The sequence below is a fragment of the Corynebacterium sp. UMB0012 genome (assembly GCF_030216265.1).
Taxonomy (GTDB): domain Bacteria; phylum Actinomycetota; class Actinomycetes; order Mycobacteriales; family Mycobacteriaceae; genus Corynebacterium.
Genome location: NZ_JASOKQ010000004.1, coordinates 79,190 through 93,442 on the forward strand (window position 1 = coordinate 79,190; position 14,253 = coordinate 93,442).

The following is a 14,253-nucleotide window of genomic DNA, read 5'->3' on the forward strand; positions in this document are numbered from 1 at the left end:
AGAGATTGGCCGCTGGGCTGCTACTTCTGCTCTGGTTTAACCAGTGGGAAGAGCACGGTTTCACGGATGCCCAGGCCGGTCAGGGCCATCAGCAGGCGGTCCATGCCCATGCCGGTGCCGGCCGTAGGAGGCATGCCCTGCTCCATTGCAGCAAGGAAGTCCTCGTCCAGCACCATGGCCTCGTCATCGCCACCGGCGGCCAGGCGAGCCTGATCCTCAAAGCGCTCGCGCTGGATAACCGGGTCCACCAGCTCGGAGTAGCCGGTTGCCAGCTCGAAGCCGCGGACGTAGAGATCCCACTTCTCGGTCACGCCCGGCTTGGAACGGTGCTGACGGGTCAGTGGGGAGGTCTCAACCGGGAAGTTCTTGACAAAGATGGGGCCTTCCAGCTGGTCCTCGCACAGGACCTCCCAGATTTCCTCCACTAGCTTGCCGTGGCCCCAGCCGCCATCCTTGGGGACGTCAAGGCCGATGACGTCTGCAATGCCCTTGAGCGTCTCGACGTCGGTATCGATGGTGACCTCCGGCTGGCCCGGGAACTTGCGCTGCAGGGCTTCATTGAGGGAGGGGTACATCTCGATTTCGGGCCACTCTTCGCCGCCGAAGTCGAACTCGGTGCCATCCGCCAGGGTGACGGTGGTGGAGCCAAAGACGTCGCGCGCTACGGCCTGGATGGACTCGCGCGTCATGCGGGCACAATCGTCGTAGTCGCCCCATGCAGCGTAGGTCTCGAGCATGGCGAACTCCGGCGAGTGAGAACGGTCCACGCCCTCGTTGCGGAAGTTGCGGTTGATTTCGAAGACGCGGTCAATGCCGCCGACGACGGCACGCTTCAAGTACAGCTCCGGCGCAATGCGCAGGTAGAGGTCAATATCCAGCGCATTGGAGTGGGTGATAAACGGGCGAGCGGCCGCGCCACCGTGCAGGGTCTGCAGCATCGGGGTCTCGATTTCAACGAAGTCCTGGCTTTCCAGGTAGTTGCGCAGCGCGCGCATGACCTTCACGCGGATCATGGCGTTCTTGCGGGCCTCTTCGCGGATAATGAGGTCGTTATAGCGCTGGCGCACACGGGTATCTTCTGCCATATCGGCAAAGGACACCGGCAACGGGCGCAGGGACTTAGCGGCCATGGTCCACTCGGAGACCATGATGGACAGCTCGCCGCGGCGGGAGGAAATTACGCGGCCGCGCACGGAGATGAAATCGCCCAAGTCAACATCGGACTTCCAAGCGTCGAGGCGCTCTTTGCCCACCTCCGCTAGGGAAAGCATGGCCTGCACCTGGGTGCCGTCACCATCTTGCAGGGTGGCAAAGCACAGCTTGCCGGTATTGCGCATAAAGATAAGGCGTCCGGCAATGGCGTGGGTTACCTCGGTTTCCTCGCCTGGGGCCAGGTAGGTCACGCCTTCTTCGGCGCCCGGCTCTTCGCCCTCGGGTACAACGCGGAAATCGTGGCGCAAATCCTTCAAAGAGATGGTGCGCTCAACGGTTACCGGGTAGGCCTCTACGCCGGATTCCAGCAGGCGATCGCGCTTCTCGCGGCGGATGCGCAGCTGCTCAGGGACATCGTTTACTTCATTATTCTTCTGCTCGCTCACGTTAGCCTAGGGTAGTCGATCCCCACCGCAGCACGCGATTTAGCCCACGCCACCCTCACCCCGGAAAAGATTTACGCATAATTCACTTAACCGTCACCTCCGCGCCAACGCACAGTTACTGAGATCCCCTTATATATATGGCTGTCCCCGTGTCTAAACAATATTTTCAACCCATTTGGAGCAGTAATAATGGCGCTTAAAGGCCGCAACCTTCTCTCTAGTCTCTTTGCCTCCTCTCGTTCCAGCCTGACCTGCACCTACAAGTGCGGTAATGCTTGCTTTGGCGAGTGCGAGAACAAGTCCAATAACCCGTACTTTGCTGACCAATTCTCCCGCCGTACCGCGCTGCGTGCGGGTAGCCTGTCCGTCGTAACCGTTGGCGGCGGCGCTGCTTTGGCGGCCTGCTCCAACCCGGATGATGCGTCTAATGAGGCTTCTTCCTCCGAGGGCAAGGGCGGCAAAACCTCTGAGGCGAACGTTGAGCTCACCTCCGCAGAGGGCATGAAGTTCGACCCAGTACAGCCAAACGAGAAGGACGAAGTGGTCATCCCGGATGGCTACGAGCAGTCCGTCCTCATTGCCTGGGGCGACCCGCTGTTTGAGGACGCGCCGGAATTCGATGACAAGAACCAGACCGCCGAGGCAGCAGAAAAGCAGTTCGGCTTCAACAATGACTTTGCGGGCCTTATCGAGCACCCGAACGATGACAACCGCCTTATCTACGTCTGCTCCCACGAGTACACCACCGAGCCGCAGATGTTCCCCAACTACGATGCGGATAACCCCACCGAGGAGCAGGCCAAGATCGGCTGGGCTGGCCACGGCCACTCCATCGTGGAGGTGTCCAAGGTAGGCGATACCGGTGAACTCAAGCGCGAGTTCGGCCCGCTCAACCGCCGCATCACCGCCACCACCGAATTCACCCTGGTGGGCCCAGCTGCCGGCTCCGACTACGTCAAGACCTCCGCCGATAAGACCGGCAAGAAGGTCAAGGGCACCCTGAATAACTGCTCCGGCGGCATCACTCCGTGGAATACCATGCTTTCTGGCGAAGAGAACTTTGACCAGTACTTCGCCCACGCCAAGCTGGATGACAAGAAGGCGCAGGAGTCCCTGGAGCGCTTCGGCATGGAAGACGGCGAATCCCAGCGCAAGTGGGAACGCTTTGATAAGCGCTTCGACGTCTCCAAGGAGCCGAACGAGCCGAACCGCTTTGGCTGGATCGTAGAAATCAACCCGCTGGACCCGAAGTCCACTCCGGTCAAGCACACCGCGCTGGGTCGCTTCAAGCACGAGGCCGGCAACATCCACATCGCATCCGACGGCACCGTCGTGTGCTACTCCGGCGATGACTCCCGCTTCGAGTACATCTACAAGTTCATCTCCACCAAGAAGTACAAAGAAGGCGACATCGAGCACAACCTCACCATCTTGGACCACGGCACCCTGTACGTGGCCAAGGTAGAGGGCAACTCCCCAGAGGACGAGATTGACGGCTCCGGCGTGCTGCCAGAGGATGGCGCCTTTGATGGCAAGGGCGAATGGATCAAGCTGCTGACCTCCGATACGGAGAACAACAAGTTCGAGTCTCACGTTGATGGCATGTCTGCCGAAGAGGTTGCCGTCTACACCCGTGAGGCTGCCGATAAGGTGGGCGCCACCAAGATGGACCGCCCGGAGGATATGCAGGTTCACCCGGACTCCGAGAAGGTCTACGTGGCCCTGACCAACAATAAGTACCGCGGCGCTACCGGCGAGAATGCCAAGAAGAACAAGGAAGAGCCGATGGAGTGGGCTCCTATCAAGGAGAACAAGAACGGCCTGGTCATGGAGATTGAAGATGACCACGCTGGCGAGAAGTTCACCTGGAACCTCTTCCTAGTCTGTGGTGACCCGAAGGAAGCAAATACCTACTTTGGTGGCTTTGATAAGGAGAAGGTCTCCCCAATTTCCTGCCCGGATAACCTGGCCTTCGATAGCCACGGCAACCTGTGGATCTCCACCGACGGCAACGCCCTTGAGTCCAACGATGGCCTCTACGCCGTGACCACTGAGGGCGATACCCGAGGTGAGCTCAAGTGCTTCCTGACGGTTCCGGCGGGCGCCGAGACCTGCGGCCCCATCGTCACCGATGAGCGGGTGATGGTCAACGTCCAGCACCCAGGCGAGACCGATGACGCTACCTTCGAAAAGCAGACCTCCCACTGGCCAGAGGGCGGCAAGTCCACCCCTCGCCCTGCAGTGGTTGTGGTGTGGAAGAAGGACGGCAACATCGGCGTCGATAAGAAGTAAGCACCACCTGGTTTAAGCACCCACCGCGCGGCCCTCGTTCCTCCACTGGAACTGGGGCCGCGCTGTTGTTTTCCTGCCGGCAGCATGAGGTACTGCGCCGCCTGCGCCTTCCAAATATAAATCCACCCGCCGGTCTCCCCCACGGGCTAATACCTATGTGAGTTATGGCATACTAACCGCACGTGTGAGACACGCCACCTGACCGCCCATGAGGAGACGCACACCATGAACTCTCTTGTCCTCGCCATCATCGGCATTGCGATGATGGGCGCCGGCTATCTGCTCTATTCCAAGGTCCTAGGAAAGAGCATTTTCCGGCTATCCCCGAACTACTCCACCCCGGCCCACACCATGGAAGACGGCGTGGACTTTGTGCCCACCAATAAATACGTCCTGTGGGGCCACCACTTCACGTCCGTGGCGGGCGCCGCGCCCATCATTGGTCCGGCCGTAGCCGTCATCTGGGGCTGGGTTCCGGCGTTTCTCTGGGTCACCCTCGGCACCATCTTCTTTGCCGGCATGCACGATTTAGGTGCGCTGTGGGCGTCGCAGCGCCACAAGGGCCAGTCCATCGGCACTTTGTCTGGTCGCTACATTGGCAAGCGCGGGCGCAACCTCTTCCTCATCGTCATCTTCCTGCTGCTGTTGATGGTGAATGCGGCCTTCGCCGTGGTCATTTCGAACCTGCTGGTCTCCACCCCTACGGCCGTTATCCCCACGTGGGGTGCCATCGTCGTCGCGCTGCTTATCGGCCAGGCCATCTACCGCCTGAATTGGAACCTGCCGCTGGTCTCCATCGTGGGCGTTGTCGCGCTCTACGCGTTGATGATCATCGGTGACCGTGTGCCTGTGGTCCTACCAGATACTGTCCTGGGCATCCCCGCCAACGGCGTGTGGATCATCTTGTTATTCATCTACGCCTTCATCGCTTCGCTGCTGCCGGTGTGGGTGTTGCTGCAGCCGCGCGACTACATCAACGGCCTCCAGCTCTTTGTGGGCCTGGCCATCTTGTACGGATCCTTCCTCATTACCCGCCCTTCGCTGGCCGCACCGGCGCTGCGCGATAACGTGCCGGACGGCACCCCGGGCATCTTCCCGCTGCTCTTTGTCACCATCGCCTGCGGCGCTATTTCCGGCTTCCACGGCGTGGTGGCCTCCGGCACCTCGTCCAAGCAGGTGGATAAGGAAACTGACGTGCGCTTTGTGGGGTACTTCGGCGCCGTGGGCGAGGGCTTGCTCGCGCTGGGCACCATCATCGCCACCACCGCGGGCTTTAAGTCCGTGCAGCAGTGGGAAGAAATCTACTCCGAGTGGAATGCCGGCGGCGTGGAGGCCTTCGTGCAAGGCGGCGGCGCACTCATGAATGAGGGCATGGGGATTCCCACGTCCCTCTCCGGCACCATCTTGGCCACCATGGCCGTCCTCTTCGCCGCCACCACCATGGACTCGGGCGTGCGCCTGCAGCGCCTAGTGGTGCAAGAAATTGGCGAGATCATGGGTGTGCGCATCAAGGCATTGGCCGCCACCGTGATCGCGGTGGGCTTGGCCTTCGGCCTGACCTTCTCCGCCGGCGCAGATGGATCCGGCGGCATGACCATCTGGCCGCTATTCGGCACCACCAACCAGCTCATGGCGGGCCTTTCCTTGGCCATCGTGGTGGTCATCCTGACCCACCTGCGCCGGCCGACGTGGCCGGTGGTCATACCGCTCATCTTCGTTACCGCCATGTCACTGTGGGCCGCACTGCTCCAGCTGAAGTCCCTCTTTACCAGCCAGAACTGGCTGCTATTCTGCATGGACGTCATCATCGTGGTCGCCGCCATCTGGGTCATTGTGGAAGCCGTCGGCGCCATCTCCCGCGCCCGCAAGGAGACCCCGCTGGAGTGGACCGATGATGACCTTGACGCCCCACTGCCCGAGCATGCTCGACAAGCTTAAGGCACTTGCGGCCGGGCTCAATGAGTACTACCAGGCCCCGTATCGTGCCAGCTTTGCCAAGGCCCAGCAGCAAGAAGATGATCTCTTCCTGATGCTGGTCGCCTCGGAGGCGCTCGGCATCCCCAACCCCGCCAGCTACTACACCCTGGAGCTTTTGCCGTTGGTCTATGAGGATTTCCACGCCTGGCATACCCGCATGGGAATGGATAAATCCCCGCTGGAGAATATTCAATGTTGTTAGAGACCGCACCCATCATGTTCTTTGGAGGCAAGGGCGGGGTGGGTAAAACCACCCTGGCCACCGCCACCGCGCTGCGCCTGTCCCGCAATCACCGCGTCTGCCTGGTGTCCACGGACCCGGCGCATAACCTGGGGCATATTTTTGGCGCCTCGCTTGGCGACGCCCCCGTAGACCTCACCCCTACCCTGTCTGCCATCGAGATCGACCCTGCGCGCGCGACCGAGCAACACCTAGCGCAAGTAGGGAACTCGATGCGCCGCTTTATGCCCGAACACCTCCATGGCGAGGTGAAAAAGCACCTCGACCTAGCCCGGCAATCGCCCGGCACGCAGGAGGCGGCGCTATTGGAGCGCATAGCGGCGCTGGTCGTGGAGGAGTCGGACTTCGACTACCTCATCTTCGATACCGCACCCTCAGGGCATACCTCGCGGCTGATGGCCTTGCCGGAGATCATGGCCGCCTATACCGATGGATTGCTCTCCCGGCGCGAGAAATCCGATAAATTCGGCTCGCTGGTGCGCGGGATGTCTAACGTCAGCGGCGCGGATAATGACCCGGTGGACCGGCGCAATCAGGAGATTCGCGCCACGCTTTTCCAGCGCCGCGAGCGCTTTGCCCAGCTGCGCACCGCTCTTACCTCCCCACGCACCGTGTTCCACATCGTGCTCACCGCCGAGCGCCTGCCCGTGCTGGAATCTGCCGAGTTTCATGCGGACCTCACGAGCAACGGTGTGCGGGTGGGATCCATGCTGGTTAACCGGCGCACCCCGGCCGACCAAGGCGAGTTCTTAGCCGCCCGGCGCGCCGCCGAGGATGAGGCACTCGCACTCCTACGCGCCCAGCTGCCCGATACCCCGGTGCGCGAGGTTCCGTGGTTGCCGGAGGAAGTGGGGACTCCGGGGGCCGTCGGCAAGCTGGCGGCCCATCTCTAGCTCCACCCGCCCGCGCCGCTGTGGGCTCGGGTCTGCTAAAACCGAAACTATGACTTTGCTCACCAACGAATACCTATCCCACTTGCGCGAGGAGGCCGCGGCCGATTCCCGGCTGCGCATCGCGCGCAACGCCATTACCAACGTCGGGGCAGCCAAGGCGGCCCTAGACCGCGACCGTATTACGGCGCTCTACCCCACCACCGAGATCAAGCTGGATAGCTTGGGCGTATCGGACCAGAAGCGCTCGGGCCGCTGCTGGATGTTCGCGGCGCTGAACGTCTTCCGTCACCGCGCGGCCAAGGAACTCAATGTAGATAACTTCGAATTCTCCTTCACCTACCTGCAGTACTTTGACAAGCTGGAACGCGCCAATCTGGTGCTCAACCAATTGCTGGATAAAAAAGACGCCGGCTGGGACGAGCGCACCGTCGCCGCGGTGCTCGACCACGCAGGGGCCGATGGCGGCTGGTGGTGCTTCTTTAGCAACCTCGTAGCCAAGTACGGCGCCGTCCCTGCCGAGGCCATGCCGGAGGTGCGCTCGTCTGGAAATACCGCGGAGATGAACCGCGACCTGGCCACCGTGGTGCGCCGCGCCGCCGCACAGGACGGCCCGCGCGAAGACATCCTCGCCCAGGCGCGCAAGGATATCCACCGCATCCTGGCCATCCACCTGGGCACCCCACCGGAGGAATTTACTTGGGCGTATCGCACCAAGGACGAGCAATTCGTGCGCCTGCACTCCACCCCGCGCGAGTTTGCCGATAAATACCTGCCGAACTTGGACGAGTACGTGGTGCTGGCCGATGACCCCCGCTCCACCAACCCCAAGCATCGCGTGTTCAGCAGCGCCGAGGAGACCAATGTGTTGGGCGGCGTTCCGCAGGAGTACCTCAACGTCAGCGCGGCCGAGCTGAAGGAAACTGCCAAGCGCAGCCTGGCGGCCGGCGAGCCGGTGTGGTTTAGCTGCGATGTCAACCGCCAGTTCTCCTTCCTCAACGGCGTATGGGACGAGGGATTGGTGAATACTGATGGCCTTTACGGCATCGATTCCTCCATGAACAAGGAGGAGCGTTTTACCTCCGGCGAGACCGCGCCCACCCACGCGATGGTGCTCACCGGCGTCGATGGTGACCGCGCCTGGCGCGTGGAAAATTCCTGGGGTTCTAAGCCGCCGCGCAAGGACGACGGCGAGGATGTGCCCGGTAAGGGCTTTGCCACGATGGCCGATGCCTGGTTTGACCAGAACGTCTTCCACATCGCCGTCCGCAAGGAGCACCTGAGCGACGAGCTGGCCCAGGCTCTTGCCACCGAACCGATTGAGCTTCCCCTCTGGGACCGGATGAACTAAGGAGAATCGAGAAATGACAGAGATTAAACCGAACGAGGTTCATGCCGCCACTGCCGAGCTCACCAGCGATGCCACGCTGCGCCTGGTACGCAATGGGGTGGCCCAGGAGGGCGTCGACAAGCTCAGCCTCGACCGTGAGCAATTGCGCACCCTTACCCCGGTAACCAGCCATAAGCTAGATTCCTGGGGCGTGGCCGACCAGAAGGCATCGGGCCGCTGCTGGATTTTTGCCGGCCTCAACTCCCTGCGCGGCGGGCTCATGGACAAGGCCAAGCTCAAGGACTTTGAGCTCTCCCAGACCTATATTTACTTCTTTGACAAGCTGGAAAAGGCCAATTGGTTCCTCACCGCCATGGCTGAGCTCAAGGACCGCGAGATTACGGACCGCACGGTGACCAAGCTCATGGATGATCCCATCGATGACGGCGGCCAATGGTCCATGTTCGTCGCCCTAGTGGAAAAGTACGGCGTGGTGCCGCAATACGCCATGCCGGAGACCGCGTCTTCCGAGGCCACGGCGATGCTTAACCACAATCTGCAAACCGTGCTGCGCCGCGCCGCCCACCGCATCCGCCGCGGCGAAGAGGGCGCGCATGAGCAGGCGCTTGCCGACGTCTACCGTATCCTCACCGCCAACCTTGGCCTGCCACCCGAGGACTTTGTGTGGCAGTACCGCGATAAGGACGATGAGTTCCACCGCGCTGGTACCTATACCCCACAGGAGTTTGCCCGGGAATACCTGCCGGCGGATCTAAGCGAGTACGTGTGCGTGGTCAACGACCCGCGCAACGCCTACGGCGAGCTCTACACCGTGGAGTATCTGGGCAACGTGGCTGGAAAGCGCGTGACCTATTTGAACGCGCCTGTGGAGGTGCTGCGCGATGCCGCGCGTGCCTCCATCGAAGACGGCCAGCCGGTCTGGTTCGGCTGCGATACCGACCAGCAATCCGATGATGAGCACGGCGTATGGGCCAAGCACCTGCACGATTATGAGGCCTTCTACGGCGTGGAGATGGATCTGGACAAGGCGCAGCGTTTGCGCTTGCACGAGTCCCTCATGACCCACGCGATGGTCTTTACCGGCGCCGATATCGCAGACGACGGCACCGTCAATCGCTGGCGTGTGGAGAATTCCTGGGGCCCGAAGAAGGCCGATAAGGGCTTTTGGACCATGGCCGATGACTGGTTCGACGAGTTCGTCTTCGAAATCGCCGTGCACCCCTCCCGCCTGCCAGAACAATACCAAGCGGCGTTGCAGTCCGAGTCCGTCACTACCCTGCCGGCCTGGGATCCGATGGGCGCGTTGGCGCGTTAAGCCTGCGGCACGCTAAGCCTGCGGCGTGCCAAGGCGCCGCACATAAAACATGCACACCAAGTCGCGGTCCTCGTTGACCGCGATGGTGCGCTCGCCCACCTTAGTGAAACCGCGGCTGTCATAGAACTGATAAGTGCAGCCGTCATCGGTAAACAAGTAGACGTTCTTTCCCTCATGACGGGCTTCGAAGGCCTCGAGCAGCGCCGTTCCTACGCCGCTCACGCCGGAATTGGGATCCGCGACGAGGAAGCCGATTTCGCCATCAATGGGGTGCTTACCCAAGTACTTGAGCAGCATGTCCTGATTGGCGGCATCGTAATCATCGCGGTGCCCGCCCGGGCGCAGGTTATTAAAGATTTCCACCGCGCGGACATAGGCCTTGCGCCACCACGGATACGGCAAGGCGGGCTTGCCTTTCATGGAGGCTAAAAGCACGCCGAGGAAGCGGTCGCCATCGTAGGCGGCCAGGATATCGGTGGCCTTGGCGCGCTCTAAATCCCAAAAGTAGCGGCCATAGGCGCGCTCAAAGCGCGGGTTCTTTACAAACCAGTGCAGGTGCATGCCCTCGATAGCGAAGGAAATCGCTTGGGGCTCATCGCGCGGGTCGAGGTCGCGGATCTGAATATCGGTCATTAGTCCTCCGAAGGCTGCTGAGAAGCGGTACCCTGCGCGCGCTGTAGCGCGCGTTGTTGCTCGCGCTCGAGCTCGGCCTTGGCTTCGTGTTCTTCAATATTATTAAAGCCGATGCCCAGCGGCAGGCCCACATTATCGATGAGGCGGACGCCGCCGATTGTCGCGGCAACGAGCAAGCGGGCATCCCCCTCCTCGGGAGGCATGCCGAGGTCGCGACCGCACACCTCAAGGTAATCGGGTTCAACGCCTGCTGCGCGCAGGACTTCCGTGGCAACCTCGCGGACCTTCTCCGCACCGGCTTCGGCGGCATGTGCGCCGGCGGTCAGCGCGGCGGAAAGGGCCGCAGCTTGGTCACGGGATCCGGCCGGGACATTAGTATTGCGCAGGCTCATCACCACGCCATCGGGCATGCGTACGGCGGGCACGCCCTGCACGCGGACACCCAGGTGGAAGTCCTGAACCGCGTGGTGGATGGCGAGGAGGAGCTCGTAGTCCTTTTCGCCGAGGAGGACGTCGGTAGGCGAAAGCGCCAGAATGAGCGCAAGGTACAGCGAGAGATCTTCGCTGAGGTCCGGCTCGAGGGCGCTCGCGGCGTCGGCCGGAGCTACGGCGATGCGGCGGCCATGCGGCCATAAGGTCTCTGGCGAGTAATCCCACACGATGTCCACGCCCTCGGCACGCAGGAGCTCAAGATCCTCCTCGTGCGGGGACTGCAGGGCCACGACGGTAACCGCGCCGCGAATGTGCTTGGCCGCGCGCACCAGCGCGATATGGCCGGCGTGCACGCCGTTGGTCAGCGGTACGAAGGCCACCGGACGGCCAGTCTTATGAAAGGCGCTGCCAACCATGCGGATGCGCTCAATCTCACTGATGACGGTGGCATTTCCCAGCTCTAGGCTCATCGGCTCTCCTCTTGTAGGGCCCACATTTCCAGCTCCTCGCGGCCGTCTACCTCACCTAGGCGGCGGGCAACCTCCACGTAGCTGCGGCGCAGGCCGGGGTCGGTGGCACCGCGGTAGGCGGCGATGATTTCTTCGGTGTCCATGTCCTCACCCACCATGGGCTTTTCCTCTGCAGAGGGGAAGAAACGAGCATCGACCGCCGCAGAGATGTGCAAGCGACGCAGCATCTCGGCGTAGTAGGCACGGGCGGCAAAGGAAGGACGTTCGGCATCGGAAAGCGCGACGGCTTCGCCGCGGAACTCGGTGATATTGAGCTCCACTACAGTCTCGCCCAGCTCGTCTAGGGTGGTCACGGCCCAGCGCATATGTGCAAATGGGGCGAGTGCCGCAACGACACACCCGCGGGTTTCTAGCGGATCTAGCACTTGGACACCGCGCGAGAGGCAGGTGTGGAACACGATAAGCCCGTGGTGGACGTGGGGTTCAAGAAGTTCCACGGTAGCTTCTAAGCGGGCATCGCCCACGGCGATGATGAGGGCCTCAAAAGAGGCAAGTTCGGCCGGGTCCGAGAGCATCTGCACCTCATGGCCGGCGCGTTCCATGGCATTGGCCAAGGTAAAGCCGGCCAGGCTCCGGCCGAAGAGGGCTACCCGCATGCGTGGCGGGCGCATTTATTTATCCTTCTTCTTCGCTTGGGCCAGCAGCTCGGCCACGGATACCGCGCCTTCGCGCTTATCGTCGCTGCGACGGCGTCCGCGTGTCTGCTCCTCTGGCTGAGGTTCAGCCGCACGGTGATGCGGGCGGGCTGCCTTCTGGCGTACTGGTTCGGCCGATTCCGGAGCCACATGTTGACCCGAGCCTGGATACTCCGCGCGCTCGTCGCGCTGCGGCGCCGCCTGCTGCGGAATGTCCTGGGTCTCATCATCGGCCTTGATGGCAGCCTCTGGCTTGCGGTGGCTGCCGTGGTGCTCGCTGGCCGCGGACGTGCGGGCGTTCTTCAGGGAATCATCGCCGCCGGTATCCCAGCGCACGGCTTGGAAGCCACCAGTGTTGAAGGTGGAGGCACCAGAAGTCTTACCGGAGGTGCGCTGCGCACGGGTCTTTTCGCTGATGATGTCATTGAGCGGGTTGGCCTCGGTGTGCGCCGCGGACGGCTGATTGCCCAATCGGCCGGCGATGGCATCGGCGGACGGGGCGCCGGAGGAGGACTGGGTGAAGTCCACATTGCCTTCCTCAGAGCCAGGGCGAGCAGCGGCCGCGGTCTGGGCCTCGAGCTGCATGATGCGGCGCGCCTCGGCGTGCAGGGCGGCCGGTTCATAGGTGAAGTCCTGGCCGGAAAGATCCTCAATCTGCTTGCGGATGGCAGCCAGCTCGGTGCGGATCTCATCCAGCAGCTCCTGGTCTGGCAGCGGCTGGCCATCGGCTGCGCGGACCTGCTTAAGCTCGGCGCGGTGAGCGCGCTCCTGCAGCTCCAGCTTGGTCACGGACTCCTCGGCCTGGCGGCGGTAGCGCATGACCAGGAAGAAGCCGAGCACGGCGGCCCACAGTGCTGCAATGAGGGCGATCTTGAGCGCGGCGGCAGAGCCGGAAATCAGCATGACGATGCTGGCTACAACGGCCAGCACCACGAGAACAATGAGCCCGATCTGGCCCAAGTCCGGCTTGGTCGTCTTGGCGGGAGTTTTGCTTGAAGAAGAGCGCGGCTCAGTCATGCTCACTAATGTACCGCTTGTACTCCATCTGGTGGGGGCGGGGTCTCGCAGTGTCGCTCTAGCCGCAGGCCAGCGGCGGCCATCGCGAGGCCCCCAAGCGCGGAGGCAATGACACCCACGAGGTCATCGGACGCCGCGGTGAGCGTACCGGCGTTGGGGATGACGTAGACGGCAATGCCGGCATAAATGCCACCCACGATGGCACCCGTCCATGCCGAGGCCTTTCCTACCAGCATGAACTGCGTGATGGTCATGGGGTTGAGCTGCGAATTATCCAGGCCAATGCCATGCTCGTCCTCGGTGGCTTGGTCCACCTTCCAGGTCAGCGCCACACAGATGACGGCCATGAGCCACAGGGTGGCCGAGACCGTTACCGGGATTTGCAGCATGGAGCCATAAAAGCGCGTGGTGAGGATGGCCGCTGCGGCGGCGAAAAAGACCCCGGTGCCGATGAGGGCACCCAGCGAGGTCTGTGTCATAGCTCCTCCATCATGCCCAGCCGGCGAATCTCGGCGCGCTCTTTCGGGTCGAGTGCTGCTACCCGCTTGGCGACGCCCTCCCCACTCAACCTAGCACCAGCATCGGCCGCCAACCACGGAATCAGCACGAAGGCGCGCTCGTGGGCATAAGGATGCGGGACGATAAGCTCCGGGTCATCGGAAGTAAAACCTTCAATATCGACGATATCCACGTCCAGCGTGCGCGGTCCCCAGTGGCGCACGCGGACGCGCTCGGCGGCCTCTTCGAGCTTCTGCCCGCGGCGCAGCAGTTCCTTCGGAGTCTCCTCGACGTCCACGATGAGCACCGCGTTGAGGAATTCGTCTTGGTCAGTCACGCCCCACGGCGGGGTGGCATAGACGGGCGAGGCGGCGACGATCTCGTCGGCGAACTCGTCGAATACCGTGCGCAAAAGCTCCACGCGGTCATCCATATTGGAGCCGATAGACAGCACCGCACGCATTAGAGGGTCCTCGCGTGCTTGCGGGAGCGACGGGCGACCACGGCGACGTCGGCAAAAGTGCGCGGAATCGGCGCCTTCGGCTTGTGCAGGGTGACCTCCACGGCATGCAGGCCCTCGAAGGTCTCCATGATGGTATCGGCCACCTCACTGGCGACGGTCTCGATGAGGTCGCGGGCGGGGCCTTCGATGATTTTGGCGGCGACGTCGGCAAGCTCGGCGTAATTGATGGTCTTGGTCAGATCATCGGTGGCGGCGGCCTCGGCGAACTCGGACCAGCAGGTGATATCCACGATGAAGGGCTGGCCGGTGCGCTTTTCTTCCTCAAAAACGCCGTGGTAGCCAAAGCATTCTAGGCCGGTGAGCTCGATGCGGTCTGCCATG

The 14,253-nt window shown here is 62.3% G+C and carries 14 protein-coding genes; 6 read left to right on the plus strand and 8 right to left on the minus strand.

What is annotated here, in order from left to right; all coding sequences use genetic code 11:
* Positions 1-20 precede the first annotated feature (20 nt).
* Positions 21-1,598, minus strand: a complete 1,578-nt coding sequence (lysS, locus tag QP324_RS03225) for a lysine--tRNA ligase (protein ID WP_225746412.1) — start codon at positions 1,596-1,598, stop codon at positions 21-23.
* Between the two features lie 189 nt (positions 1,599-1,787).
* Between lysS and QP324_RS03230 the strand changes: the two genes are divergently transcribed.
* The 6 genes from QP324_RS03230 to QP324_RS03255 all read left to right on the plus strand — a co-directional run bounded on the left by QP324_RS03230 (position 1,788) and on the right by QP324_RS03255 (position 9,664).
* Positions 1,788-3,890: a PhoX family phosphatase gene (locus QP324_RS03230; protein WP_284814442.1), complete on the plus strand. Its 2,103-nt coding sequence runs from the start codon at positions 1,788-1,790 to the stop codon at positions 3,888-3,890.
* Between the two features lie 225 nt (positions 3,891-4,115).
* Positions 4,116-5,828: a carbon starvation protein A gene (locus QP324_RS03235; RefSeq protein ID WP_284814443.1), complete on the plus strand. Its 1,713-nt coding sequence runs from the start codon at positions 4,116-4,118 to the stop codon at positions 5,826-5,828.
* Positions 5,812-6,069, plus strand: a complete 258-nt coding sequence (locus QP324_RS03240; protein ID WP_198492073.1) for a cory-CC-star protein — start codon at positions 5,812-5,814, stop codon at positions 6,067-6,069. Before QP324_RS03235 ends, QP324_RS03240 begins: the two co-directional genes overlap by 17 nt.
* Positions 6,060-7,001: an ArsA family ATPase gene (locus tag QP324_RS03245; protein WP_225746409.1), complete on the plus strand. Its 942-nt coding sequence runs from the start codon at positions 6,060-6,062 to the stop codon at positions 6,999-7,001. The genes QP324_RS03240 and QP324_RS03245 overlap by 10 nt, the downstream gene beginning before the upstream one ends.
* Before the next feature lie 49 nt (positions 7,002-7,050).
* On the plus strand, positions 7,051-8,349 hold the full coding sequence (locus tag QP324_RS03250; RefSeq protein WP_284814445.1) for an aminopeptidase C: 1,299 nt from the start codon (positions 7,051-7,053) through the stop codon (positions 8,347-8,349).
* A 13-nt stretch (positions 8,350-8,362) separates the two neighbouring features.
* Complete coding sequence (locus QP324_RS03255; protein WP_284814447.1) at positions 8,363-9,664, plus strand: aminopeptidase C; 1,302 nt, start codon at positions 8,363-8,365, stop codon at positions 9,662-9,664.
* Between the two features lie 12 nt (positions 9,665-9,676).
* Here the strand turns inward: QP324_RS03255 and QP324_RS03260 are convergent, their stop codons facing one another.
* The 7 genes from QP324_RS03260 to folB are packed head-to-tail and all read right to left on the minus strand — an operon-like array spanning position 9,677 to position 14,252.
* Positions 9,677-10,297 carry a GNAT family N-acetyltransferase gene (locus QP324_RS03260; protein WP_284814449.1) on the minus strand — a complete coding sequence of 207 codons (621 nt, stop codon included), beginning with the start codon at positions 10,295-10,297 and terminating at the stop codon, positions 9,677-9,679.
* Complete coding sequence (locus QP324_RS03265; protein ID WP_284814451.1) at positions 10,297-11,199, minus strand: pantoate--beta-alanine ligase; 903 nt, start codon at positions 11,197-11,199, stop codon at positions 10,297-10,299. Before QP324_RS03265 ends, QP324_RS03260 begins: the two co-directional genes overlap by 1 nt.
* Positions 11,196-11,870, minus strand: a complete 675-nt coding sequence (locus QP324_RS03270; RefSeq protein ID WP_284814453.1) for a hypothetical protein — start codon at positions 11,868-11,870, stop codon at positions 11,196-11,198. The genes QP324_RS03265 and QP324_RS03270 overlap by 4 nt, the downstream gene beginning before the upstream one ends.
* Entirely contained in the window at positions 11,871-12,911 is a 1,041-nt protein-coding gene (locus QP324_RS03275) for a DUF6779 domain-containing protein (RefSeq protein ID WP_284814455.1), read from the minus strand.
* A 5-nt stretch (positions 12,912-12,916) separates the two neighbouring features.
* On the minus strand, positions 12,917-13,390 hold the full coding sequence (locus QP324_RS03280) for a DUF3180 domain-containing protein (protein WP_284814456.1): 474 nt from the start codon (positions 13,388-13,390) through the stop codon (positions 12,917-12,919).
* Entirely contained in the window at positions 13,387-13,872 is a 486-nt protein-coding gene (folK, locus tag QP324_RS03285) for a 2-amino-4-hydroxy-6-hydroxymethyldihydropteridine diphosphokinase (RefSeq protein ID WP_239278245.1), read from the minus strand. The genes QP324_RS03280 and folK overlap by 4 nt, the downstream gene beginning before the upstream one ends.
* Complete coding sequence (folB, locus tag QP324_RS03290) at positions 13,872-14,252, minus strand: dihydroneopterin aldolase (protein ID WP_198492081.1); 381 nt, start codon at positions 14,250-14,252, stop codon at positions 13,872-13,874. The genes folK and folB overlap by 1 nt, the downstream gene beginning before the upstream one ends.
* Position 14,253: the final 1 nt, after the last annotated feature.